The sequence below is a fragment of the Pseudoalteromonas sp. SANK 73390 genome, from assembly GCF_054966645.1.
On record NZ_ARPN01000128.1, the window covers coordinates 1 to 25,305 of the forward strand.

Sequence of the window (25,305 nt, forward strand, 5' to 3'; positions counted from 1 at the left end):
CGGGGCATTTAATTGAGTTATAGACCAATTACATGCAGCTCACAAAACAAACAGTACAGGAATAGGCAAATTTAAACAAATTATCTTATTTCTAGGCGACAGATCGAAATAATATGGCAAAACAAAAGAAACTTAGTAAGGGCCAATCCAGACGGATCAGTGCCAACCACCAAAAACGTTTGCACAAAGCTAAGCAGCAAAAAGCAGACAGCAAAGATATCACTTGGCAATCCGATAATTTAGGGCCAAGTGAATATGCCGTGGTGATCAGTCGCTTTGGCCAGCATGCCGATATTGAAACGGAACAAGGTGAAATTTTACGGTGCAACATCAGACGCACGGTTAAAAGCCTCGTGTGCGGTGATGAAGTCTTTTTCCGCCGAGCTAAAGTCAGCGAAGGTGACTTAGCAGGCGTAATTGAAACCACCGAAGAACGTCGCTCACAATTAACTCGCCCAGATTTTTATGATGGCGTTAAAGTTGTAGCGGCTAATATTGATCAAATATTAATGGTCTCTGCGGTATTACCTGAATTTACACCGCATATCATTGACCGCTACTTAGTTGCCTGTGAAGATATGGGAATTGAGCCTATTTTATTGTTGAATAAGGTCGATTTACTGGATGAGCAAAGTAGACGATATATCGATGAAATATTAAATATTTATCGCAAGCTCGACTATCAAGTGTTGTCTGTGAGCAATAAAACAGGCGAAGGTATTGAAGCGCTAAAACATCAGCTCATCGGCAAAAACAATATTTTTGTAGGTCAGTCGGGGGTCGGTAAGTCTACACTCGTAAATACAGTACTCCCGAATGCTGAAATTCTAACCAAAGAAGTCTCCGAAAATAGTGGTTTAGGGCAGCACACCACCACGGTATCTCGCCTGCATCACTTGCCAAGTGGCGGAAATTTAATTGACTCTCCCGGCATACGAGAGTTCGGCTTATGGCACTTAGACGTAGAGCGGGTAACATGGTGCTTTAAAGAGTTTAGAGAGTTCATTGGTGGGTGCCGCTTTAGAGACTGTAAGCACCTTAACGACCCGGGCTGTATGTTAATTGAGGCGGTAAATGACGGTAATATCAGTGAATTACGCTTTGACAGTTACCACCGTATATTAGAGTCAATGGCTGATGGTCGAGCTGGTGCGCGCGCACCGCGTGTTTAAATCTATGCTAATATCAGCAAAATTTTTTAGGAAAAAGTAACGTGAACTTGGATAAATTCAAAATTGCTATGCAGTATGCGCTACCTAAACATGCGCTTTCACGCCTAATAGGCAAACTTGCAGCCGCCGAAGCTGGTAGCCTTACTACACAGCTCATTAAACTATTTATCAAACAATATAAAATCGATATGAGCGAGGCGCTGCATGAGAACCCAACGCACTATAAAACGTTCAATGAATTTTTTACCCGACCACTAAAACCCGGTATTCGCCCATTAGCAGAAGATAGCAATATCATTGCTCACCCTGTTGATGGCGCCATTAGCCAACTTGGTGATGTTGTTGATGGGCAAATCATTCAAGCTAAAGGCCATGATTACAGTTTACAAGCTTTACTCGGTGGCAAAGAAGAAGACTTCCTACCCTTTTCCGGTGGTAAATTTGCGACTATTTATCTTGCCCCAAAAGACTACCATCGTATCCATATGCCAATCGATGGTACTTTAAAGCGCATGATTTACGTACCAGGAGATTTATTCTCAGTTAACCCTCTGACAGCACAAAACGTACCTAACTTGTTTGCTCGTAATGAGCGGGTAGTAGCAATTTTTGACACTGAACTAGGGCCTCTTGCCATGGTGCTAGTGGGCGCAACAATTGTAGCCAGCATAGAAACCATTTGGTCGGGAACCGTAACACCACCAGCTGGTAGCGATATTTTTAGCTGGGATTACCCTGCCACTGGCAGTAATGCAGTTACTTTGAAAAAAGGTGAGGAAATGGGTCGTTTCAAACTTGGTTCAACGGTGATTTTGGCATGGGGTGCAAACCAAGCTGAATTTTTAGATAGTGAGCAACCAGAAACTGTAACGCGCATGGGTGCTCCATTTGCTACCATAAAACCATCACAAAACGCGTAACTTGTTAAGAAGCAAATGACCCCTCATTTGCTTCTTGCCTCCTGTTGTTACTCTGCGCATACCACGCAGCTAGAGTCTTTAACCAACCGCCACGTTGACTGCTTCAAAGTCAACGCATCGATACTCGCAAAGTAGCAACCACTGTGATGCCCCAGACTTATATTGACTGCTAATAAAGCCTGCTGTGCACCAACAACACCCAATAAAGGGCTAATCACACCAAAGGTATCGCAGTTACCTTTATCGCTGTGTTGAGTTGGCGGAAATACACAGGCGTAACATGGTGACTCATAGCGAAAGTCAAAGCACATTACCTGTCCGGTTGTCGCAATAGCGGCACCAGAGATCAGTACTTTTTTATGCATCAAACAATATTGATTAAGCAGATAACGAGTCGCAAAGTTATCACTGCAATCAAGTACAATATCCGCCGCACTTAACACTGTGTCAATATTATCGCCTTTAAGCTCAACACAAATTGGATTAAGTGCTATTTGATTATTTAAACTAGCTAGTACCTTACCAGCCGCGTTTACTTTTTGCTGCCCTATGTGATTAACTTTGTAGAGAATTTGTCGCTGTAAGTTTGAAAGATCAACCGCATCATTATCTACCAGAGTCAACTCTCCCACCCCACTGGCTGCCAAATAAAACAATGCAGAGCTACCCAATCCACCACAGCCAATCACGGCTATATGGGCTTTTTTCAGCTTTAGTTGCCCTTTTTCGCCGACTTCTTTAAGCAAAATGTGACGACTATATCTGAGCCTTTCTTTATCATCTAATACCATGGCTAGCTATGAACCAAGCTGTGCTTGTAACTGCGTAATAGCCGCTTGATGTGATTGTGATTGCGTGATGGCTCTGACCACCGCAACACTGCCTACACCAGTGGCAACGACGTCAGAAATAGTTGATAAGTCAATACCACCAATGGCAACCGTTGGGTAATGATGCCGCATCAAAGGTACAAAGTGTGACAATTTTTCTAAGCCTTGAATTTGTCCGCTCATATCTTTGGTTGTAGTCTCAAAAATAGCACCAAGTGCCAAGTAACTGGGTCGATAATTGTGTGCTCTGAGCATTTCATAAAAACCATGGGTTGATACACCAAGACGCAGCCCTGCTTGCTGAATGGCCTGTAAGTCGGCATCACTAAGGTCTTCTTGGCCTAAATGCACGCCATAAGCACCATGCTTTATTGCAAGTTGCCAGTGATCATTAATAAATACCCGCGCTTGATACTTGGTGCCCAGCGTTATCGCTGTTTGAATGTCAGCTTCTAAATTGTCGTCCGGTTCTTTTACCCGCAATTGAACTGTGGGCACACCGGCGGCTAAACACTTCTCTACCCAGTCAACACTATCAACAACTGCGTATAACCCAAGCTCTCCACCAGTATCAGCAAAGCCCGCGGCAAAGTTAAATTCACTCGGCGGTTCAAAATCGAGTTCATCTGCAAGCCAGCTGCCGGGTTCAATAACTTGTGGGTAATAAGTTAAGTCCTCAGGAAAGCTCGTTTGTGCTACCGGCCCTATCCCTTCACCAAAACGCTGAGCAACATGAAGCCCCTGATTTATATAAGCTTTACCTAAAATAAATGCATCTTTTAGCGGGTAGCCTTTAGCCAAGCAAGCTGCTATCGCCGAAGATAAACTGCACCCAGTACCATGTGTGTGAGGGGTTTTTATTGATTCATTGCCAAGCCAATATTCGTGCTCTTGTGTTGCACAATAATCAACGCAGTAACCTTTAGGATAATCCCAATGCCCCCCTTTGATCACGACTGAGGCCACGCCCATTTCATGTAACTTTTTAGCCGCTTCACGCACTGCACTTGGTCCGATTAAATATACTCCCGTCAACAACTGTGTTTCATGGGTATTTGGCGTTATCACATCAACCAGCGGCAATAAATGCGTTTTTAATGCGTCAACCGTGTCTTCTTCTGTGAGCTTATCACCACTGGTAGCAATGGCGACTGGGTCATAAACTATCACTGGCGGTTTAGCCCACTTTTGCTTGTAATGACCTATGTGTTCAGCCACAAGTTGAATTTGCTGCACATTCGCCAACATACCTATTTTAATGACCTTTGCAGGCATATCTGTTGCGAGCGCCTGTAGTTGAGACTCAATCACATTAGTTGCTATCGAATTTATTGCTTCTACACCCAAACTATTTTGGGCGGTTAATGCAGTAATTGCCGTACACGCATGCACACCAAAGCTTTGCATTGCTTTAATATCAGCTTGAATACCAGCCCCACCACCCGAATCAGATCCTGCAATACTCCATACTACTTCTGCCACGTCAGGCTCCTGTTTAATTCTTCTGTTAGTTCTGATGCCAAAAAGGCATACCCATTGTTGGGGTCGAAGGTGCCGCCACCTCTTTTTGTGGCATCGCTTGTGCAATATAAGCATGTCTGCCAGCCTGCACAGCATGATTAAAAGCACCCGCCATAGTCACAGGGCAGCCTGCACCTGCTATCGCAGAATTTAATAATACGCCATCATACCCTAATTCTAGTGCCTGACAGGCATGTGAAGGTAGCCCCAATCCCGCATCTACTATTAAAGTTAGCTCTGGTAACCGCTCTCTAATAGTTTTCAGATTATATGGGTTAAGTAGCCCTTTGCCGGTTCCTATTGGCGATCCCCAAGGCATCAACACCTCACAACCTAGCGCAGCCAAACGTTGGCATAACACCAAATCATCCGTGCAATACGGAAGTACTTTAAAGCCTTCTTGTAATAATATTTCCGTCGCCTCTAATAGCGCAATAGGGTCAGGCTGCAAATTATATTCATCGCCTATCAACTCAAGTTTTATCCAATCAGTTGCGAATACTTCACGGCACATATGTGCCAATGTCACCGCTTCTTTAGTGCTATTACACCCCGCTGTATTAGGTAGTACAGTCAGACCTGTATTTCTAATTAACTGCCAAAAGTCTTCCCCTGCGGCCACTGAGTTTTGCCGACGCAATGATACCGTTACAATATCTGCGCCTGACTCACTAATTGCCTGTTGCATAACCATTGGAGATGGATAAAGTGCAGAGCCAATCAGCAAGCGGCTTTCAAAAGCCTGCCCATAAATCGTCAATGGTTTATCTTGCATGATCAACCTCCTTGAATTGGAGATAATAGCTCTACACTATCACCATCTGATAATAAAGTTGTTTGGCACTGACTTCGAGGTATAAATTGACCATTGAGTGCGACAGCAAAAGGCTCTTTTGCTCCCATCGCAATCACCAATGACTGCAAGTTATCAGCAGCGCTATCGGTTAATTGACCATTAAATGTTATTTTCATAATAATTCCTTAGCAAGCGCTTGGCGCACAATCACAGGCGCAAGTAAATAGCCATGGCGGTATAAGCCATTAATGCTGATCACATTCCCTTTTGAGGAGATGCGGGGCCTGTTATCATCAAAGGCGGGCCGCAAGCCTGCTTCAATTGCCATGACTCGACCTTCAGCAAAACCACTGTGAATCGTGTAAGCAGCTGATAGCAACTCTAACGCAGAGCGTACTGTAATAGGCCCACTATCTTGTGATTCTATCTCCGTTGCACCTATAACAAATTCATGATTAGGTTTTGGTGCGATATAAATTGGGTAACGGGGGTGCATCAATCGCACAGGTCGATTCAGTGTCACTTCTGGGGCAAATACGCGCGCTACTTCCCCGCGCACACCTCTTAGCCCTTTATTTTGAGTTTTAGCACCGATACCACGGCAATCGATTATCCAATCAAATATTTGACCATTAACCTCAACCGGAGCGCTATTTCTTTGCTCTAGCTGCACAGCTTGAGAAAAGTGAAATTGCACCCCTACTTGCTGTAACAGCTGATAACTTTCCCGATAAAATGCAACATTGTCTAATTGACCTTCACTTGGCAGGTAAACACCTTGGTGAAAACGCCCCGCTAAGTCAGGCTCCAAATTGGCAATATCCTGCCCGGACACTCGTTGAGCACTATGACCTTCAAGCGGTTTTATACGTTGTATAAAACTTTGCAAGTCACCCATATCTTGAGTATGCGCAACAACCAAGGTGCCCGCTTGCTGGAACATTACATCACCGGGTAATTGGTTTAATAATTCCGCCCATATCCCCATTGCTTTGAGCCCAAGCTCTGCAATATCAGTTTCACAGCTAACCGATTCAGCCATCGGTGCCAACATCGCTGCAGCTAAAGCTCCTGCACCATTATGACTGGCACTCTCTGCGGCCTCATAAACACTCAGTTGATAGTGTTTATGCAGCATTAAAGCAGCAACACGACCCACTAGGCCAAACCCTAATATCGCTATGCGTGGTTTTTTCATGGTGTTGCCCCAGATTGAGATTATAAAAGCCATTGCAGCACATTTTCCATAAGCCAATATGCCGCAACATAAAAAACAGCAAGCACTTACTTACTGCTACTCCAATGCTATAACGCTTTATGGTAAATCTCAGAGCCTGATTGTTTAAACTCTTGAGACTTTGCCTGCATCTCGGCTTCGACATCCAGCATTTTCACTTCTATGGCCTCACCCATATTATTTGGGTCAATGCCTCTTGCTTCTAAATCTTTGGCGTAATCTCGTACTTCTTGGGTGATCTTCATGGAGCAGAATTTAGGCCCACACATAGAGCAAAAATGCGCAACTTTACCCGATTCTTGCGGTAGCGTTTCGTCATGATATGCACGCGCTCGTTCTGGGTCCAAGCCAAGGTTAAACTGATCATGCCAACGGAACTCAAAGCGTGCTTTTGACAAAGCATTATCTCGAACCTGCGCGCCTGGATGCCCTTTAGCTAAATCAGCTGCATGAGCCGCAATTTTATAGGTGATCAAACCTTCTTTTACGTCTTCTTTATTCGGTAAACCCAAGTGCTCTTTTGGTGTTACATAACACAGCATAGCGCAGCCATACCACGCGATTTGTGCCGCGCCAATTCCTGAAGTAAAGTGATCATAACCCGGAGCTATATCTGTTGTAAGCGGACCTAATGTATAAAATGGCGCTTCATGACAGTGTTCTAGCTGTTCTTTCATATTTTGCTCAATCATATGCATTGGTACGTGGCCAGGACCCTCGATAAACACTTGCACATCATGCTTCCAAGCCAGTTTTGTCAATTCACCAAGCGTACGTAATTCTGAAAATTGTGCTTCATCATTAGCATCAGCAATAGAACCTGGGCGCAGGCCATCCCCTAATGAAAAACACACATCATATTGCTTCATAATTTCGCAAATATCTTCAAAGTGGGTATATAAAAAGTTTTCTTTGTGGTGCGCTAAACACCATTTTGCCATGATTGAACCGCCACGAGATACAATACCGGTAACACGCTTTGCGGTCATTGGCACATAACGCAATAACACGCCAGCGTGAATCGTAAAGTAATCCACCCCTTGCTCAGCCTGTTCAATCAAGGTATCGCGAAATATTTCCCAAGTCAGGTCTTCTGCTACACCATTTACTTTTTCAAGTGCTTGATAAATTGGCACCGTACCGATTGGTACTGGAGAATTACGCACGACCCATTCACGGGTTTCATGAATGTATCGACCTGTCGACAAATCCATCACCGTATCAGCGCCCCACCGTGTAGACCACACCAATTTTTCAACCTCTTCTTCAATAGAAGAGGTGACCGAAGAATTACCAATATTTGCGTTTACTTTTACTAAGAAGTTGCGACCCACGATCATCGGTTCTGATTCTGGGTGATTGATATTATTAGGTAAAATAGCGCGACCACGGGCTATTTCGTCACGTACAAATTCTGGTGTGATAAATTCAGGAATTGATGCACCAAAAGATTGGCCTTTGTGCTGTTGAGCAAGTATTTCTTCTTGTAATTTAGCACGCCCCATATTCTCGCGAATTGCCACATATTCCATTTCAGGTGTAACAATGCCTTGGCGAGCATAATGCATCTGAGTAACATTTTTCCCCGCATTTGCACGGCGAATTTTAGGCAATTGTTCAAAACGGATATGGTCAAGCCCTTCATCAGCCATACGTTGTTGTGAAAACTTAGAAGTTACTGAATCAAGCCACTGAGTATCGCCACGCGCATCAATCCAGTCTTGACGAAGTTTGGGTAACCCCTCACGTACATTAAGTTCAAAATTGCTGTCAGTATATGGACCTGATGTATCATACACTCTAATAGGGTCATTTTTTTCGTAGACAGGTTCCTCTTCTGTTCCCCCAATAAAGCTATCTGACTGTGCAATCTCTCTCATACCAACACGCACACCAATTTGCTCGCCCTCAACATAGACTTTTTGGGAGTTAGGATAAGGTTGGCCGGTAAGGTTATAAATAAATTCAGATGCCGCGGCACGAGTTTCGCGACGAGATGGTTTGCTACTATTGTTTGACATGACTTGCCTCATTATTATTTAAGGGGTCTTGTCAGATCTCCAAAAGGAGCGAGATGAGGTTATCCTCAGATGATCGAGTTTTATGCATAACATAAAACTTGGGCAGCCTACAAACAGTCGTTCGTAATACAGGCAGCTTGTTCCCTACGCAGGTTTTAACCTGATCAGGTTCACGGATCCCGCAAAAATGCGATCTCAGCCCAAAGGGCACTCCGACAAGTAACGAATTAACAACGAGTGTACTGAAGAAGCACCTAACCTGCAACTCGAAAACGCAGTTCTGGTTGCCCTTTCAGAATTAGTATGTTTTCAATTATTAAAACAGGTACTCCAGCACTAAGCATATCGATTAGCATTTGCTCATGCTTATTAGTATCCTCATCACATAGTTTACGTGTCATTCCGATATGATTAACACGTAATAAACTATCATTGAGCACGCCTTCACCAAAAAAACGATTACAACCACCGTTTCCAGCTACCTGTAAGGCCTCAATAAACTCGATAGAAATAGCGCTATCTATTACTGATTTACCTGCAATATGGCTAAGTTGCCACTGCGTGTGTTTTAACTGCTTAGTACTTACCTTCCCTGTTAATGTACAGCCAAGTAATAGTACGCTAACAGCGCATGATAATATGAAGGCTTTCATGACAAACCAATACAAACTAAATTAAGTTAATTATACACTTCTAAACGCAATTGAAGGCAATAAATAGCTATTTCACACCAAAATTATTAAATTATTAGCTTCATAACTATATGAATAAGCACTCAATTTCCTGACATAGGAACGGACGACCCTTTTCATTAACCGATGTGCCCGTTACAACAGCATCTAACATCACTTTGTCGTCGGATATCCGAACCACTTTCTGTAGAAAAATAAACTTCAGCTTACTTTGTTGTTGCACTTCAACTTGAACATAAAACTCATCACCTGGTTTTAAAGAGCCTTTAAAGTTCATTTCACAGCGGATCACCACTAGATTAATTTTTTGCTGAGCTAAAGCCGCAAAGTCCACACCTTTATTGAGCAAAAATTCATGCCGAGCATGCTCTAAATAATTAAAATAGACGCCGTTGTTAACAATCCCTTGTAAATCACACTCATAATCTCGTACTTTAAAATTTACGCTAAATACCACGTTTGCCCCTCTCAAATCACTATCAACTCGATAAACGACTAAGTTATAACATATTTAAGCATTATTTTAGTTTTAACCTCGCTGCCATTTGCTAAAATGTGCACAACTCAAATGACAACTACCAGATTATGACTTCAAAATACTCTCTACTGAGCGCGACTATCTTAGCGTTGCTTTCAAGTAATACCGTGGCTAACGATAATCCTATCGAAACGATAGAGGTCACTGGCGACTTTAAAAGTGAAAGCCTACAAGCTTTAAGTGCCAGTGCCACAATCATGGATCAAAGCAATATTACAGCGCGCGGTGCTAACTACCTAGATCAGGTGCTCAACAGTGCAGCTAATGTTAACTTTACTGCGGGAGCATCTCGTGGCCGATTTGTACAGATCCGTGGCGTTGGGTTGCGTTCGCAATTTGTAGACCCAATTCATCCAAGTGTTGGTATGTTAGTCGATAATATCGATTATTCTGGCCTTGGCGGTAGTGCACTATTGTTTGATGCTGAACACATAGCAATCTATCGTGGTCCGCAAGGAACCCGCTTTGGTGCCGATGCAATGGCTGGCATGGTTGATGTACATACGCGTACTGCAACCATGGCACCCTCTTTAAACGTTAAGCTCGGTATTGGTAACTACCAAAGTAAAGAGGCTGGCATAGCAGCGGGTGGCTCGGTGACTGATAGTACCGCTTTTAGAGGAAGTTATTATCTGCAGCAATCTGATGGCTACACCGATAATGTTTATTTACAAACAGCATCACAAAAACTCAATGAGCAAGTTGCCCGATTCAAACTTAATACCCAATGGAATAATACACTCAGAACAGAGTTAGTTGCACACCATATTAATATTGATAATGGTTATGATGCATTCACACTGTATAACAACCGCCAAAGCAGTGCCGATGAACCTGGACAGGACGATCAGCAAACAAATGCTTTTGCCCTCACCACTGACTATAGCGGCGCGAAACACTTTGATATGTCGGTGCTGGTTAGTCAACTCAGTGGTGACACATTATACAGCTATGATGAAGACTGGACCTGCAATGACAATGCGCAACCAGCAGTTTGCGCCGCAGGACTACACCCGTCTGGTTACAGCTCAACAGACAGTTACCTACGCTACCATGACAGAGGCACACTAGAGCTTACTTTCTCTGATAAAAAACAAAATTGGGTAACTGGGCTTTCAGCGAAACGTAAACAAGTCGAACTTACTCGTGCTTATACTTGGCAAACACAAGACTTTAATTCTCACTATGACGTGAGCCATATTGCACTGTTTGGCCAAAAAATAACGCACCTATCAGACAAAACAGAACTTATAACTGGTTTACGTGCTGAGTACTACAATACAGATTACTTTGATAATAATGATATCAATGGTAAGACCGATGATTGGATGTGGGGCGGTAAACTGGCCTTAGAGCATTTTGTAGTTCCTAGCACCATGATTTATACCAGCCTATCTCGTGGTTATAAAATTGGCGGCATTAATGGAGAAGCATTAGCCAACGCAAAAGATGACAACCTAACTGTTCAAGCTGCACAATACAATTTTGCGCCAGAATACCTTTGGAATGCGGAATTTGGTGTAAAAGGTAGCTCTGAAGATAACCGTCATACCGTGCGTGTGAGTGCTTTTTACATGCACAGAGAAGATATGCAGCTAAAACGCTCTGTGGAGATTCAAAGGAAGTTTTTAGAGTTTATCGATAACGCTTCAAAGGGCAGAAATTACGGTATAGAAGTGGAAGGTAACTACCAATACACCGAGCGCTTAAACTTAGCTTACAGTGCTGGTTATTTAAATACCAAAGTTGAAGGGCAGTTTGCTCAGCTTAACTTAGATGGTCGAGAGCAAGCACAAGCTCCAAAATATCAATATTCTTTAGCACTGAGCTATTTAATCACAGAGCAACTTGTTGGTACGTTATCATTTGAAGGTAAAGATGATTACTTTCATTCCGTCAGTCACAGTGAAAAAGCGGGTAACAGTAACCTAATCAATGCAAGTGTAAGCTATTACGCCGAACAATGGTCATTAACTGCTTGGGGTAGAAATTTAGCAGACAGAGACGTTGCTGTTAGAGGCTTTAGATTCCCAAATAATCCGCTTAATGACTACACAACCGAAACCTATGTTCAGTATGCTGAACCGCGTTTAGTCGGCATAACCTTCAAATACGATATATAAATAAAGTAAAAAAGCGCTCATTAGAGTAATGCCAGTCAGTTAAGCTGATTGGCATTTTTATTAGTCGGATATATAGAAGCCTTTGAGAGGGCGTTCAGAATTCTGTGTCAGCCTAAGTTGCTAAATATCTAGCACGCCATCTAACCTACCTTCGAAGTGGATGGCTAATTGTGACAATGTCAGGTTCCAACTGTGGATTGGCATTGTCCATTTCTTCGAAGCATTCAATATGCCCGCATACAATAATTTCATCAAGCTATTTTCGTTAGGGAAAGCACCTTTAGTTTTGGTGAGTTTTCTAAACTGGCGGTGTACGGCTTCAATTGCGTTGGTAGTATAAATTGCCTTGCGTACGTAATCAGGGTATTTGAAGTAAACTGACAAGTTAACCCATTTACGACGCCAAGAATCGATAACTATGGGGTATAACTTTCCCCATTTATCCTCTAGCTCGTCTAACACAACTTCAGCAGCCTCTTTGGTTGTAGCACGATAAACAGGCTTTAAATCGGCCATAAACGCTTTTTGGTGCTTCGAAGCAACGTACTTCATCGAGTTTCGAATTTGATGAATTACGCATTGCTGAACCTCTGTTTCAGGGTAAATAGTGCCAATGGCTTCGGGGAACCCCTTTAAGCCCATCAACACAGGCGATTAAAATATCGGATACGCCACGGTTGTGTAAATCGGTTAGCACTGAGAGCCAATAGTTAGCGCCTTCACTTTCCGATACATACAGGCCAAGTAGCTCTTTGCGACCTTCGATATTAATACCAAGTACGGTATAAACGGCTTTACTAACATAACGACCACTTTCCTTAATTTTATAATGGATAGCATCAAGCCAGATGAACGGATACAGCGTATCAAGGCCGCGAGATTGCCATGCTTTAAGCTCTGGTACTAGTTGGTCAGTTACGCCTGTAATGGTGGCTTCTGATATTTCAATGCCGTACATTTCCTGAACGTGGCCTCGAATATCACGATAGCTCATGCCCAACGCAAACATGGATAGGATTTTCTGGTCAATTTCAGCGGTTAGCTTGGTTTGGTTTTTCTTGACGAGCTGAGGTTCAAACGAGCCTATACGATCTCTTGGCGTTTCAAGCTCAAACTGACCTACGGATGATTTAACCGTTTTCTTGCTTGTACCGTTCTTGCGGTTAGGTTGTGGGTCTGATTTTAGGTGTTGTTCTAGTTCTGCTTTTAGAGCTGCTTCAGTTAACTGCTTAATGAGTGGTGTTAAAACACCATCTTCGCCTGTTAAACCTTTACCCGATTGAAGTTCAGCTAATGCTTTGTTGAAGTCGAAAGATTGAGTCATGTGTCATTCCTGTTTTCTTAATAATACTGAAATGACACAGATTTCTAAACACTACCGCCTTTGACTTAACCCATCTACGATAACGCCTATCTTCTCGTTTTGGTGGCAATTTAAAGTAACTTAATTGTTCAAGTAATTGAGGCGATAGTATTTCTGCAAACTTTTCAAAAGTATAAAAAGCATCAAAAGTTGTAGCTAATTCTGTTTCAAAGCGCATAAAAAATCAGTTATTGATATCGGATTTTGAAGCATTCAAAAAACCGGTCAATGGATCGTTAAATATTTCTTAACTGATCAGCATTACTCAATAGAGCGCTTTTTTATCTTAACCTTTATTTAATCCACTTCTGGCAAGTTACGACCATAAAATACCTCTTGGATTTCACGGTTTAATCGCGCTCTGATCTCTGACTCTTCATCATTGCTCAAATCATCGGTGGTAATACCAAACAAATAGGTATTTAGATCTGTTTCTTTTAGCATCATCTTGGTGTGAAATAGGTTTTCTTGATACACATTCACATCGAGCATTTGATATGCTTCTTTCGTGTCTTCTGTCATGTAGTTCTGAATTGAGTGAATTGCATGGTCAATATAATGCTTCACACCCGTTACATCACGAGTAAAACCTCGTACACGGTAATCGATAGTCACTACATCAGACTCCAACGAGTGAATCAAAAAGTTCAACGCCTTCAAGGGAGAAATTATGCCACATGTCGACACTTCAATATCGGCTCTAAATGTACAAATACCATCATTTGGGTGTGCTTCTGGATAAGTGTGTACACAAATATGGCTTTTATCTAAGTGTGCAACCACAGACTCAGGTAGTGGCCCTGGCGTTTCATTACTGTCAAAAGTCTGTTGCTCAACAGGCTCTTCTGAAACCAAAATAGTCACACTTGCCCCTTGCGGCTCGTAATCTTGTCGCGCAATATTCAAAACATTAGCGCCAATAATATCAACCACATCTTTTAGAATGTCAGTGAGACGATCGGCACTGTACTGCTCATCAATGTATTCTAAATACTCTTTACGCTGTTGTTCTGTTTTGGCATAACAAATATCGTAAATGCTAAAGCTTAAACTCTTAGTTAAGTTGTTAAAGCCATGGAGTTTAATTTTATCAAAGGGCTTATTCACGATAGACCAACCTTCATACTGTAAATCTGCTGAGCAGAACCAAAAGTTCGCGGATTTTATACGAAAAACACGCTATGAAAAAGAGTTATTTTACCTCGCTTTCAATAACCTCATGGCTATGAGTAATTTCCACGGTTTTATCAAGCATTAAGGCAACTGAACAATATTTTTCAGCAGATAATTGAACCGCTCTAGCAAGGTGCTTTTGAGACACATTTCGACCCGTAACTACAAAGTGTAGGTTCATTTTGGTAAATACTCTAGGGGCGTTTTGAGCGCGTTCACTAGTGAGCTTTACTTCAACATTATCAAAATCTTGCTTTGACTTTTTCAGTATACTAACGACATCAACGGATGAGCAACACCCTGCCGACATTAGCACCATTTCCATCGGGCTTGGGGCGGCGCTATTTGAGCCCGCATCAAATACGATATTATGACCTGACTCAGAACGACCAATGAAGGTATCTCCGTCTACCCATTTTACATTTGCTTGCATAGTTACCTCTTTAATAAAACAATAACACCGCCTAAAGGCGGTGTTATTGTATACATTTGTTGTTTTGAACTGTACTTTTTAAACGGCCGAATCAAACATATTTTTAACTAAGCCTGCAAATTCTTCTATAAACTCATGCTGTTCTACCGTAACACGTTGCTCAGTGACACTTGAAAGTACTTCTTGCAAGTCGTAAACAATGCCATCAACCTCACGTACAATTAAGCTACGCTGCTCTGTATTGAGTTCACTGTGCTGTTCACAAATACGTATCACATTTTCTGCAATTACATCTTCTATGAGTTCCATTACAGTTGGCGCACCGGGCTTTACCTCGCCGGGCTTTTCAAACAAGGCTAAGTTTTGTGTTAGATACATGACCAATTCGTCATAACCTTGTTTATCTAAAACCATCTTTTATCCACCTACGATTTTACACTCACCTGATATTGATTTAAGCAGAAACTCTCCGCTAATGCTACTTTTGTCGTTTATCTGAGCATAAAAAAAGCAGCTAATGCTGCTTTTTAGAACCAAAGTATTAGCTTTTATTTTTCAATAACGTGTAAGCTAATCTTTTGTAAATAATTGACTAGTCAATATTTAGACCCGGGCTCAACGTACCTGGTAAAGTCACCTTTTCAAGCTCTACTGATGCAACTGGGTAAGCACAGTAATCAGCAGCATAGTAAGCACTTGCTCTATGATTACCCGATGCGCCAATGCCTCCAAATGGTGCTGCACTTGACGCACCTGTAATAGGGCGATTCCAGTTTACAATTCCCGCACGAATACGACGTAAGAAATGATCATAATCAGCTTCATTATCACCGAGCAAACCCGCTGATAAACCAAAACTCGTATCATTTGCAAGTTCAATCGCTGCGTCAAAATCCGTGTAACGGAATACCTTTAACAATGGACCAAAATGCTCTTCATCAGGGAACTGTGCAATATTCGTACACTCAATAATACCCGGTGTTACAAAGCCCGTATTAGCTGTATGGGTTAGCTCAACCAATGACTCGCCACCAAGTGCTTGCAACTGAGCCTGGGCATTAACCATACCTGCAGCGGCAGCTTGTGAGATCATAGCACCCATAAACGGTTGCTGTTCATCATCAAAGTCGCCAACTCTAATCGCTTTCGTTGCGCGAATCAGGTGCGCAAGGATCATGTCACCTTGCTCACCGGCTGGCAAAAATAGCTTGCGAGCACAGGTACAACGTTGACCACTTGAAATAAATGCTGACTGAATAATGTCATGTACAACAGCTTTTGTGTCTGAAGCATCTTTAACGATAAGCGGATTATTGCCACCCATTTCTAACGCCAAAATTTTACCTGGTTGACCGGCATACTGCTCATGTAAGAAATGGCCCGTGCGCGAAGAGCCGGTAAAGAATAAACCATCAATACCTTTATGAGAAGCAAGCGCTTTACCAGTGTCAACCTCACCCTGAACTAAGTTAATTACACCCGCTGGAAGACCTGCTTTTAACCAAAGTTTTAATGTCAATTCTGCAACGAAAGGTGTCAGTTCTGACGGTTTAAAAATAACGGTATTGCCCGCTAAAAGTGCAGGTACAATATGGCCATTTGGTAAGTGACCTGGGAAATTATACGGGCCAAAGACTGCGACAACACCATGCGCTTTATGACGAATTACAGCACGTCCTACAGGCATAGGGTTTTCAACTGTCCCCGTTCTTTCATGGTAGGCTTTTTCTGAAATAGCAATTTTACCTACCATTGCACCCGCTTCAGTGCGAGTTTCCCACAATGGTTTACCCGTTTCTTTTGCGATAGCAATGGCTAATTCTTCTGAGTGTTCTTTTAAAACTTCAGCAAAGCGTTTTACAATCTCTAAACGCTTTTCAAGGTCTAAATCACTCCAAGTATAAAAAGCTTGTCGTGCGGCTTTAACTGCAGCGTCAACTTGCTCTGCCGTTGCAGAATTTGCACGCCAGATCACCTCATTGTTTGCTGGGTTAACTGATTTAAATTCGCTGCCAAGACCAGCAGCCCATTCACCATTTATCAGTTGAGCAGGATGTGTTGTCATAATTAATACCTACAAATTTAGAGTGTTGCAATGGAGACTGAATCACCATCAACAATGTTCAATGCGTTTGCTAAATCAGCTGAAACAATGATTTCATCGCTCGCTGCATCAACGTGAAGTTCAGCAATCGTAGCTCGATATCCAGCTAGTTTATCATTTGCGACCATCACAGGGGAACCGCTTTGCGGTTGACCCAAACGGACGCGTTTGGTTTGTACCGATTGCACCGTACGAATATTACTTACTTTAGCTTCTACCGTCGGCCCTGCATCAAAGATATCCACATAACCATTGAAGGTAAAACCTTCACTCTTTAATAGCTCAATGGCCGGCCTAGTATTGTTGTGTACTTGGCCAATAACAGCTTGGGCTTCTTCACTTAACAAGTTGACATAGATAGGGTATTTAGGCATTAATTCAGCAATAAATACCTTCTGGCCAATACCTGTTAGGTAATCTGCAGTTGGAAAATCCATAGAAAAGAAATGCTCTTCAAGCCACTGCCAGAATGGGCTTTGCCCTTTTTCATCTGACACGCCACGCATCTCTGCAATAACAGTTTCTGCAAAACGGTGCTGATGTTGCTTAATAAACATAAAACGCGATTTAGATAGCAATTTTCCGTTTAGACCTTTGCGATACCCATTTTTTAAAAATAAAGTACACAGCTCAGTTGCCCCAGTGTAATCATTACAAAGCGTTAAGATATCCACGGCTTTGTACACATCTAGAGTGCGTGATGAATGAATAACTTTGCTTAAGTGATAGTGATAAAATGCATCATCCAAACCAACAGCAGCTTCAATGGCACTGGTGCCAACAACTTCACCGGTTTCGCTATCTTCAAGCACAAATAGATAGCCTTCATCAAAAGGAATATCAGCTTCTTTTAGGAACGAAGACTCAGAGCGTGCAATTTTATTTTGTAACAACTCTTCATTTACAGGCAACGACGTAAAGCCATGTCCCGATTCATGGGCAATATTTAAAAGCGCTGGATAATCGCTTTTTTGGATTGGGCGAAGGATCATCATGAGCCCGCTTACTCCTCAAATTATAACTCTAAACGGTAAATTAGGGCCAGCTTGTGCTAGCCCTTCCAAGGTTAGGCGTTGTTTGCTACCACAGTCGCCACGGCTTTTTCAAAACGCGCCATGCCTTCGCGAATGTCTGCGTCTGGGATCACTAAAGACGGTGTAAAACGCACAACATCGGCGCCTGCAACTAGAGACATAACACCCTCTTTGATACCCTCAACTAAAAACTCTTTAGCTCGTCCTTTGTATTGCTCAGCCATAACACCACCTAATAGTAGGCCTTTACCACGCACTTCGCTAAATACCTTATATTTGTCGTTGATAGCCGTTAACAACTCACGAATTAGCGCTTCTTTGGCTTTCACACCGTCTAATACTTCCGTGGTATTTACTGTATCAAGAGCAGCTTCAGCAACAGCGCATGCCAGCGGGTTACCACCATAGGTAGAGCCATGTGTACCGACTTTTAAATGCTTAGCAATATCTGCAGTGGTGATCATAGCACCAATTGGAAAACCACCACCAAGCGCCTTAGCAGTAGTCAAAATATCAGGAGTAACACCTAAACCTTGATAGGCGTATAATTCGCCGGTGCGGCCCACGCCTGTTTGCACTTCATCAAAAATTAACAGTGCGTTGTGCTTGGTGCATAACTCACGTACACCTTGAACAAATTCGGCTTCTGGAGAAATAATACCGCCTTCGCCTTGCAATGGCTCCATCATAACCGCGCAGGTATTATCTGAGATTAGCGCTTCAAATGCGGCTAAATCGTTATAATCACAATGCACCACATCACCTGGCTTAGGACCAAAGCCATCTGAATAGGCTGTTTGTCCACCGACAGTGACAGTAAAGAAAGTACGGCCATGAAAGCCCTTGTTGAACGAGATGATTTGAGATTTCTGTTCACCAAAATTATCAAGCGCAAAACGACGTGCCAGCTTAAGAGCGGCTTCATTCGCTTCAGCACCAGAGTTAGCAAAGTACACTTTATCAGCAAAGGTCGCATCAACCAGTTTTTTAGCCAAGCGTAATGCAGGCTCGTTGGTCATCACATTTGATAGGTGCCATATTTTCTCACCTTGCTCTTTTAAAGCAGATACTAATGCAGGATGACAATGACCTAAACAGTTAACTGCGATACCGCCAGCAAAGTCAATATACTCACGTCCATCTTGATCCCACACGCGCGACCCTTCACCTTTTACTGGAATAACGGCCGAAGGTGCATAGTTAGGCACCATTACTTGATCAAACAATTCACGATTAATAGTCATTTAAACTCCTCATTAAGTTGAGTAGGGCACCATAGAAAAAGCGCTAATCTGGCTTTCACTCACTGCGCTTTACGCAACAATTCATGTCATTTGGTGCAAAATTCATTCACTTATTATTTCAGAAAAAATGATGAAAGTCTCATAGAAAACTTTTACAGAGGTCTTGGTTTTCAAGGGATTGAGATAATATTTCATGACCTGTGAATAACTATTTGCAAAGAAACAAACAACATAGCATACACGCTGGGTCCATAGCCTAATTCTATAATTTAATGATTGAATGGTTAGTCGTAAAAAAATTGTATAAATACTATGAAATAGTTAACTGCATACCATGGAAAGAGCATGTAGAGAGTGCTTTTTGCTCTGCTTTTGTAAGCGCCAAATATGAAAACCAAACTTCAGTTTCATCGTCTTCAATGAAATGGTTGTCTTTTAACAAAATGTATAATGCATAACCATGAGCTTTTTTAAGTATTTCAGTCAGTGGTAATGGGTCAGTTAATTTTTTATTCGAGTTTGGTAAATAACTAATCGAAAATTCTTCCATAGCCGCATTGAATGGTAAGTAGCGAAAAGCCATTTTTTCAATCAGCTGCTGCGTTACTGTCGCTGAGTGCTCAAGTAAAAGATTACGTAAAAAAAGCGGGTCGGGGCCTAGCTCCAATAATGCGGTATGTAAATCTTTATGGCCTTTGTTTCTTGCTTTAAGTACTCTGTCTTGCCATACCTTTTCATAGGTTCTTAAATACAAGCGTGTCAGTGCCGCTTTACCAATATCCAGCATCATACCTAATGTATATGCTTGTTGCTCTTTCACACCATGTAATGCTGCCAATTGCTTTGCAGCTAAAGCAGTTGTCATACTTAATTCACGCAGCTTTCTTTTCATTAATGAAAATGGGTCGGTTGAATGTGGCAACCAATGACGCATTGCATAAGTAGGGATCACCCACTGTAAGTTTTCTAACCCTAAATAACGCAGTGACAACGCAGGCGTATCCACCTTTACCGTTATACTAGAGGAGCTTTTTTTACGATACTGAGGTAAATTCACTAAAGACACTAACTCTCGACCTAACCAAGATAGGTCATTAACTAAAGGCTCAAGACGCCCAACAGAAGCAGATTTTACTGCGAGTAAGTCAAATATGGCGGGTACACCATCTTCAATACCCATTACCTCGTAGTATAAGCAATCTATATCATTCACCTGCTTTGTAATACTCTCTTCTATTGCTTGGTGAATATGAACACTGGCTTTAGCAATATATTTATGATGGCTAGTACTTATTTCTTTGCGCTTCGCAGACGCGGCTATTTCAACTTCTAATAAAGTTCGCTGAGGTACTTTTTCCCCAAGGTTCATTTCTAAAGTATTTATATATCCGAGTTGCTGCTGCGCAAAACTATGACTGACAAGCAAGTCATGGGCACGCTCACAAAGTGCTTGTGCCATCCTTAAATGTGCATTTTGTTCAGTCATATATTCTCTTCATGCAAAAACTGCTTTACTCAAAGGCTAGAAGCGCTGAATAAAGTTATCAAGTAATCTGAGGCCATGTTCAGTTAAAATTGCCTCGGGATGAAACTGAACCCCTTCAAGGGCTAAATTAGTATGGCACATAGCCATTATCTCATCCACTTGCTGTGTACCAGAGACTGTCCAAGCCGTTACATCTAAACACGCTGGTAGCGTGGATTTTTCAACCACAAGAGAGTGATATCTGCATACCGTAAGTGGGTTCGGCAGCCCTTTAAAAACACCTTTTCCTGTATGTTCAATAGGAGACGTTTTGCCATGCATAACACTATTCGCTCGTACAATCTTAGCGCCTAAAGCTTGTGCAATAACTTGATGCCCTAGACATATTCCCATAATAGGAATCTGCCCTTTAAATTTTTCAATTACCGATAGCGAAATACCAGCTTCATTTGGCGAGCACGGCCCCGGTGAGATGACAATATGCTCTGGATTCAGAGCTTTAATATCTGCCAAACTGAGCGCATCATTACGCTTGACTAATACATCTTGATCCAAACGTTGGAAATACTGCACTAAGTTATAGGTAAATGAGTCATAGTTATCGATCATTAACAACATAGAAATTTCCACAAAAAAGCCAGGCGATAGCCTGGCTAACTACAGTATGTAAATTTAAGGACGAGGAATAAAACCAACTGCATCATAAACAGCTTTTAAGGTTTTATCTGCTCTAATACTTGCCTTTTCTGCACCTTGGCGCATGATATTATCAAGCAACGCTTGATCTTCCCTTATTACTTTAAAGCGCTCTTGAATCGGTTCAATCATCGCAACAACGGCTTCAGCAGTATCTTTTTTTAGGTGTCCATACATCTTATCTTCATATTCAGGGACTAATAGCTCAATAGGACGTTTTGTTGCAACTGATAGTAACGTAAGCAAGTTAGATACGCCTGGTTTTTCATCTCTGTCAAAATATATACGTGCTTGTTCGTCTGAGTCAGTCACCGCTTTTTTAAGTTTTTTCTCAATCTTTTTAGGCTCATCTAACAGCATTATGAACGCATTGGGGTTGTCGTCTGACTTCGACATCTTTTTCAAGGGATCTTGCAAGCTCATAACGCGAGCACCCAGCTCTGGAATATATGGCTGCGGAATCTTAAACACGTCACCATAAAGATTATTAAAACGCGTCGCAATATCTCTTGTTAATTCTAAATGTTGCTTCTGATCTTCACCAACAGGTACTTGATCTGCTTGGTACAATAAGATATCAGCAGCTTGTAATACAGGATAAGAAAACAGCCCAACATTGACGTTATTCGCATGTTTTGACGATTTATCTTTAAATTGCGTCATGCGATTCAATTCACCCATTTGTGCATAGCAATTAAGCACCCATGCAAGTTGAGCATGCTCTGGCACTTGTGACTGCACAAATAAAGCGGCTTTTTGTGGGTCTATACCGCATGCAGTATATAACGCAATACCGTCTAATACTCGCTCTCGCAAGGTTTTAGGATCCTGGCGTACAGTGATAGCATGCAAATCAACCAACATAAAGAAACTGTCATGATCTTCTTGTAAGTTAAGCCACTGGTTAATAGCGCCTACATAATTGCCTATCGTCATACCACCGGTTGGCTGAATGCCACTTAACACTACTGGTTTAGTCATGATGTTCCTTTATAAAATATTATATTATATTATCGCTGAGTTAAAATGGGGATTATATCTAAGAAATCGTCACAGAGGTACTGTGGATTAAATTCTTGCAAATTTACCCCTTGATGATATCCATAAGTTAAGGCTATTACATCAATATTTGCATTGTGTGCAGCTAGAATATCACTTTTTGAATCGCCTACCATGATAACTTCATGGGGTTTTAGTCCCATTTTCTCACAAGCTTGTAGCAATGGCTGCGCAGCTGGCTTTTTTAGCCCATCATCACCACACACAAGTACCTCAAAATATGAGGTTAACTTTAACCGCTCCAAAAGGGGGTCAGTAAACACCCTATCTTTGTTGGTGACCACCGCCTTTGAAAAGCCACTTAATGCCGCCAATCCAGTGACTACGTTAGGATAAAGGTTTACGTACTGTCCAGCCAACAATTTATAATGCCCTTTAAATGTTGCAATGGCTACATCAACTAATACCTGTGGCAACTCAGTATTAATTTGTATACCACCACTTAACCCCCGCTTAACCAGCATATCAATACCATTACCGACCCAAGTAGAAACTTGTGCGTAGCTAACAATAGGGAATGCGACTTCCGTCAATGTCAGGTTCAGTGCGATATACATATCTTGTGCACTGTTTATTAACGTACCATCCAAATCAAATAAAACACCTTGATAACGCATTACTTACTACACCTTAGATAATTGCTGGCGCATTTGGGTAATAACCTCTTGATAATCTGACTGGTTAAAAATAGCTGAACCGGCCACAAACATATCAGCTCCTGCAGCCGCGATTTGTGCAATGTTATCAACTTTAACACCGCCATCTACTTCCAAACGAATATCTTTACCATTATTATCGATTAACTTTCTGACTTGGCGTAGCTTATCTAACGTGTGAGGGATAAAACTCTGGCCACCAAACCCAGGATTCACAGACATCAATAATATTACATCAAGTTTATCCATCACATGATCTAAATAATGCAAGGGCGTTGCAGGATTAAATACTAAACCAGCTTGACAGCCATGGTCCTTTATTAAGCTAATTGTACGGTCAATATGCTCGCTGGCTTCTGGGTGAAAAGTAATAATATTCGCGCCAGCTTTAGCAAAGTCTGGTATTAAAGAGTCAACGGGCTTAACCATTAAGTGAACATCAATCGGAGCTGTAATGCCGTACTCACGCAGCGCTTTACAAACCATGGGCCCAAACGTCAAGTTGGGAACATAATGATTATCCATAACATCAAAATGAACTACATCAGCACCGGCTTGGATCACTCGCTCTACATCTTCACCTAAACGGGCTAAATCTGCAGACAAAATAGATGGTGCGATTAAGTAACTGGTATTTTTTTGCACAATAAAAAGCCTCTGTTCCTCGATTTGTCGACAATACTTTACCTTATTTTAGAATTTCGACACAGTAATAAGATTATATAAGGTGTTAACTCAGATATATTAGGGCGCGTTATGTCAAGTAAGAACCCAAATTCAGTTTGTTTAATGAGCGATTATTGTGTACTATCTAATGATAACCGTTAGGTGGAGTAATATTATGTTAGGTCGGCTTAGAACACGGATGCTTGTGCTTAGTGCGGTAGTGGTTATGTCAGTGAGTTTTGTTTCTCAAGATGGCAGCGCTACGTTAGCACTTACCAAACATGACAATTGCACATGCAAATCTTCTAGTAATACATCACAGTACTGTAAAACACAAACAGATATTAACTGGTATTCTTGGTTGATGGGTGAAAGTGGGAGCGCTCAATTTCATTACCTTGATCTGCTAGAGCTGCTTCTTGGTTCTGGTAGGCAAAACGATAGTAGTATAACGCAAAGGTCAGGGATATAACCCAATGTTTTCCCTTAGAATACTCCAAAGTGTGTTGGCGGCAATGATAGGAGTTCAAAGTGAAAAAAAATATAAAGACGACTTTAGTAAGCCTGCCGTTGCACCCTACCTTATTGTAGGTATCATTTTAGTTATTACATTTGTCGTCGTGTTAGCAGCTTTTGTAAACTACCTTGTACCATAACATTCGCGCTTATCATACATAGCCATTAGCTCGTTGACTTTATTGCGCCCATTTCCCTTAGGACTAATAGTGCGTTTAACCTGAATAACATCTAAGTTTGCTTGGCTATATATCTTACGCGTCCACACCGTATCATGATTTGAAATTAATACTGGTGTTCGATGCAAAAACGCAGTTTGTTCAGCTAAATTCGCCAAATTAGCTTGATCATCTAAGTCAAAGCCACCTTTTGCATAGGAAGTAAAAGAAGCAGTCTTACTTAAAGGTACATAGGGCGGATCGCAATATACAACGGCATTTTCAGGTAACTTACGAAAAGCATCAGCATAACTTTGGCAAGTAAACGTTGCTTTTTGTGCTTTGCAAGCAAACGCATACAACTCTTTCTCTGGAAAGTAGGGGCGCTTATATTTACCAAACGGGACGTTAAAAATGCCTTTCAAATTATAACGACACAATCCATTGTAACCATGACGATTCATATACAAAAATAAGATTGCACGCTCATATATGTCAACACTTGCATTAAACTGCAAGCGATAAGCGTAATAAGCATCAGGATGGTTATTAAGCTCCACAAACAACTTTCTAGCATCACTTACAAATTCATCTGGTTGGCGTTTAAGCTCATTGTATAAATTAATCAGGTCAGCATTGATGTCATTCAAGTAGTAATTTTTAAAATTGGTGTTTAAAAATACTGATCCTGCACCTACAAATGGCTCGACTAACGTATCGGCATCTTGATTTGCTACTTTCAAACGTCGAGCAATATCTTCAACCAAACTGTATTTTCCACCTGCCCACTTCAGGAAGGCGCGAGTCTTTTGTTGCATACTGATTCTATTTATAAAAAGCGTGGGCCGATTTTACACTAAAAGTAGG

General features: G+C 41.7%; 25 protein-coding genes, 1 pseudogene and 1 riboswitch. Of the genes and pseudogenes, 5 read left to right on the forward strand and 21 right to left on the reverse strand.

The features are described from left to right. Nucleotides 1–113 precede the first annotated feature (113 nt). Together rsgA and asd are read left to right on the forward strand one after the other, a co-directional pair. Complete coding sequence (gene rsgA / locus SANK73390_RS17555; protein ID WP_462767729.1) at nucleotides 114–1,172, forward strand: small ribosomal subunit biogenesis GTPase RsgA; 1,059 nt, start codon at nucleotides 114–116, stop codon at nucleotides 1,170–1,172. A 41-nt stretch (nucleotides 1,173–1,213) separates the two neighbouring features. Then, nucleotides 1,214–2,092, forward strand: coding sequence for an archaetidylserine decarboxylase (gene asd, locus SANK73390_RS17560; protein WP_462767730.1), 879 nt, complete (start codon nucleotides 1,214–1,216; stop codon nucleotides 2,090–2,092). Nucleotides 2,093–2,139: 47 nt separating this feature from the next. Here the strand turns inward: asd and SANK73390_RS17565 are convergent, their stop codons facing one another. The 8 genes from SANK73390_RS17565 to SANK73390_RS17600 all read right to left on the reverse strand — a co-directional run bounded on the left by SANK73390_RS17565 (nucleotide 2,140) and on the right by SANK73390_RS17600 (nucleotide 9,646). Next, on the reverse strand, nucleotides 2,140–2,883 hold the full coding sequence (locus SANK73390_RS17565) for a HesA/MoeB/ThiF family protein (RefSeq protein WP_462767731.1): 744 nt from the start codon (nucleotides 2,881–2,883) through the stop codon (nucleotides 2,140–2,142). 6 nt (nucleotides 2,884–2,889) lie between these two features. Next, on the reverse strand, nucleotides 2,890–4,404 hold the full coding sequence (thiD, locus tag SANK73390_RS17570) for a bifunctional hydroxymethylpyrimidine kinase/phosphomethylpyrimidine kinase (RefSeq protein ID WP_462767732.1): 1,515 nt from the start codon (nucleotides 4,402–4,404) through the stop codon (nucleotides 2,890–2,892). A 25-nt stretch (nucleotides 4,405–4,429) separates the two neighbouring features. Then, nucleotides 4,430–5,218 carry a thiazole synthase gene (locus SANK73390_RS17575; RefSeq protein WP_462767733.1) on the reverse strand — a complete coding sequence of 263 codons (789 nt, stop codon included), beginning with the start codon at nucleotides 5,216–5,218 and terminating at the stop codon, nucleotides 4,430–4,432. Between the two features lie 2 nt (nucleotides 5,219–5,220). Continuing rightward, entirely contained in the window at nucleotides 5,221–5,415 is a 195-nt protein-coding gene (gene thiS, locus SANK73390_RS17580) for a sulfur carrier protein ThiS (protein WP_261594021.1), read from the reverse strand. Then, the gene (locus SANK73390_RS17585) at nucleotides 5,412–6,437 is read right to left on the reverse strand and encodes an FAD-dependent oxidoreductase (protein ID WP_462767734.1); all 1,026 of its coding nucleotides are present in this window, start codon (nucleotides 6,435–6,437) and stop codon (nucleotides 5,412–5,414) included. The genes thiS and SANK73390_RS17585 overlap by 4 nt, the downstream gene beginning before the upstream one ends. Nucleotides 6,438–6,544: 107 nt before the next feature. Next, complete coding sequence (thiC, locus tag SANK73390_RS17590) at nucleotides 6,545–8,497, reverse strand: phosphomethylpyrimidine synthase ThiC (protein WP_462767735.1); 1,953 nt, start codon at nucleotides 8,495–8,497, stop codon at nucleotides 6,545–6,547. Between the two features lie 124 nt (nucleotides 8,498–8,621). Continuing rightward, a riboswitch (TPP riboswitch) is annotated at nucleotides 8,622–8,722 on the reverse strand. 29 nt (nucleotides 8,723–8,751) lie between these two features. Next, nucleotides 8,752–9,150, reverse strand: coding sequence for an META domain-containing protein (locus SANK73390_RS17595; RefSeq protein ID WP_462767736.1), 399 nt, complete (start codon nucleotides 9,148–9,150; stop codon nucleotides 8,752–8,754). 106 nt (nucleotides 9,151–9,256) lie between these two features. Then, nucleotides 9,257–9,646: an acyl-CoA thioesterase gene (locus SANK73390_RS17600; RefSeq protein ID WP_462767737.1), complete on the reverse strand. Its 390-nt coding sequence runs from the start codon at nucleotides 9,644–9,646 to the stop codon at nucleotides 9,257–9,259. 128 nt (nucleotides 9,647–9,774) lie between these two features. Between SANK73390_RS17600 and SANK73390_RS17605 the strand changes: the two genes are divergently transcribed. Then, nucleotides 9,775–11,850: a TonB-dependent receptor gene (locus SANK73390_RS17605; RefSeq protein ID WP_462767738.1), complete on the forward strand. Its 2,076-nt coding sequence runs from the start codon at nucleotides 9,775–9,777 to the stop codon at nucleotides 11,848–11,850. A gap of 120 nt (nucleotides 11,851–11,970) precedes the next feature. Here SANK73390_RS17605 and SANK73390_RS17610 read toward each other — a convergent pair. The 12 genes and pseudogenes from SANK73390_RS17610 to rpe form a co-directional block, all read right to left on the reverse strand. Continuing rightward, nucleotides 11,971–13,174 (reverse strand): annotated as a pseudogene (locus SANK73390_RS17610) (IS256 family transposase). A 336-nt stretch (nucleotides 13,175–13,510) separates the two neighbouring features. Continuing rightward, complete coding sequence (speD, locus tag SANK73390_RS17615; RefSeq protein ID WP_261594028.1) at nucleotides 13,511–14,320, reverse strand: adenosylmethionine decarboxylase; 810 nt, start codon at nucleotides 14,318–14,320, stop codon at nucleotides 13,511–13,513. Between the two features lie 85 nt (nucleotides 14,321–14,405). Continuing rightward, nucleotides 14,406–14,819 (reverse strand): OsmC family protein, encoded by a 414-nt coding sequence (locus tag SANK73390_RS17620; protein WP_462767739.1) that lies wholly within the window; start codon nucleotides 14,817–14,819, stop codon nucleotides 14,406–14,408. A 78-nt stretch (nucleotides 14,820–14,897) separates the two neighbouring features. Continuing rightward, on the reverse strand, nucleotides 14,898–15,233 hold the full coding sequence (locus SANK73390_RS17625) for a DUF3802 family protein (protein ID WP_261594030.1): 336 nt from the start codon (nucleotides 15,231–15,233) through the stop codon (nucleotides 14,898–14,900). A 178-nt stretch (nucleotides 15,234–15,411) separates the two neighbouring features. Continuing rightward, complete coding sequence (astD, locus tag SANK73390_RS17630; RefSeq protein ID WP_462767740.1) at nucleotides 15,412–16,884, reverse strand: succinylglutamate-semialdehyde dehydrogenase; 1,473 nt, start codon at nucleotides 16,882–16,884, stop codon at nucleotides 15,412–15,414. A gap of 17 nt (nucleotides 16,885–16,901) precedes the next feature. Further along, a complete protein-coding gene (gene astA, locus SANK73390_RS17635; RefSeq protein ID WP_462767741.1) occupies nucleotides 16,902–17,918 on the reverse strand; it encodes an arginine N-succinyltransferase in 1,017 nt (338 codons plus the stop codon). A 71-nt stretch (nucleotides 17,919–17,989) separates the two neighbouring features. Next, entirely contained in the window at nucleotides 17,990–19,201 is a 1,212-nt protein-coding gene (locus tag SANK73390_RS17640; protein ID WP_462767742.1) for an aspartate aminotransferase family protein, read from the reverse strand. A gap of 310 nt (nucleotides 19,202–19,511) precedes the next feature. Then, the gene (locus tag SANK73390_RS17645; RefSeq protein ID WP_462767743.1) at nucleotides 19,512–20,687 is read right to left on the reverse strand and encodes an HDOD domain-containing protein; all 1,176 of its coding nucleotides are present in this window, start codon (nucleotides 20,685–20,687) and stop codon (nucleotides 19,512–19,514) included. Nucleotides 20,688–20,723: 36 nt separating this feature from the next. Next, a complete protein-coding gene (locus SANK73390_RS17650; protein ID WP_462767744.1) occupies nucleotides 20,724–21,305 on the reverse strand; it encodes an anthranilate synthase component II in 582 nt (193 codons plus the stop codon). Between the two features lie 54 nt (nucleotides 21,306–21,359). Next, nucleotides 21,360–22,364: a tryptophan--tRNA ligase gene (gene trpS / locus SANK73390_RS17655; RefSeq protein ID WP_462767745.1), complete on the reverse strand. Its 1,005-nt coding sequence runs from the start codon at nucleotides 22,362–22,364 to the stop codon at nucleotides 21,360–21,362. Nucleotides 22,365–22,393: 29 nt separating this feature from the next. Then, the gene (locus tag SANK73390_RS17660) at nucleotides 22,394–23,059 is read right to left on the reverse strand and encodes an HAD family hydrolase (protein WP_462767746.1); all 666 of its coding nucleotides are present in this window, start codon (nucleotides 23,057–23,059) and stop codon (nucleotides 22,394–22,396) included. A 6-nt stretch (nucleotides 23,060–23,065) separates the two neighbouring features. Beyond that, the gene (rpe, locus tag SANK73390_RS17665) at nucleotides 23,066–23,743 is read right to left on the reverse strand and encodes a ribulose-phosphate 3-epimerase (protein WP_462767747.1); all 678 of its coding nucleotides are present in this window, start codon (nucleotides 23,741–23,743) and stop codon (nucleotides 23,066–23,068) included. A gap of 196 nt (nucleotides 23,744–23,939) precedes the next feature. On the opposite strand from rpe, the gene SANK73390_RS17670 reads away from it, so the two are divergent. Together SANK73390_RS17670 and SANK73390_RS17675 are read left to right on the forward strand one after the other, a co-directional pair. Further along, entirely contained in the window at nucleotides 23,940–24,236 is a 297-nt protein-coding gene (locus SANK73390_RS17670; protein ID WP_462767748.1) for a hypothetical protein, read from the forward strand. Between the two features lie 43 nt (nucleotides 24,237–24,279). Beyond that, nucleotides 24,280–24,420 carry a DUF2970 domain-containing protein gene (locus tag SANK73390_RS17675; protein ID WP_462767749.1) on the forward strand — a complete coding sequence of 47 codons (141 nt, stop codon included), beginning with the start codon at nucleotides 24,280–24,282 and terminating at the stop codon, nucleotides 24,418–24,420. Here the strand turns inward: SANK73390_RS17675 and SANK73390_RS17680 are convergent. Further along, complete coding sequence (locus tag SANK73390_RS17680) at nucleotides 24,405–25,256, reverse strand: Dam family site-specific DNA-(adenine-N6)-methyltransferase (RefSeq protein ID WP_462767750.1); 852 nt, start codon at nucleotides 25,254–25,256, stop codon at nucleotides 24,405–24,407. The genes SANK73390_RS17675 and SANK73390_RS17680 overlap by 16 nt on opposite strands. Nucleotides 25,257–25,305: the final 49 nt, after the last annotated feature.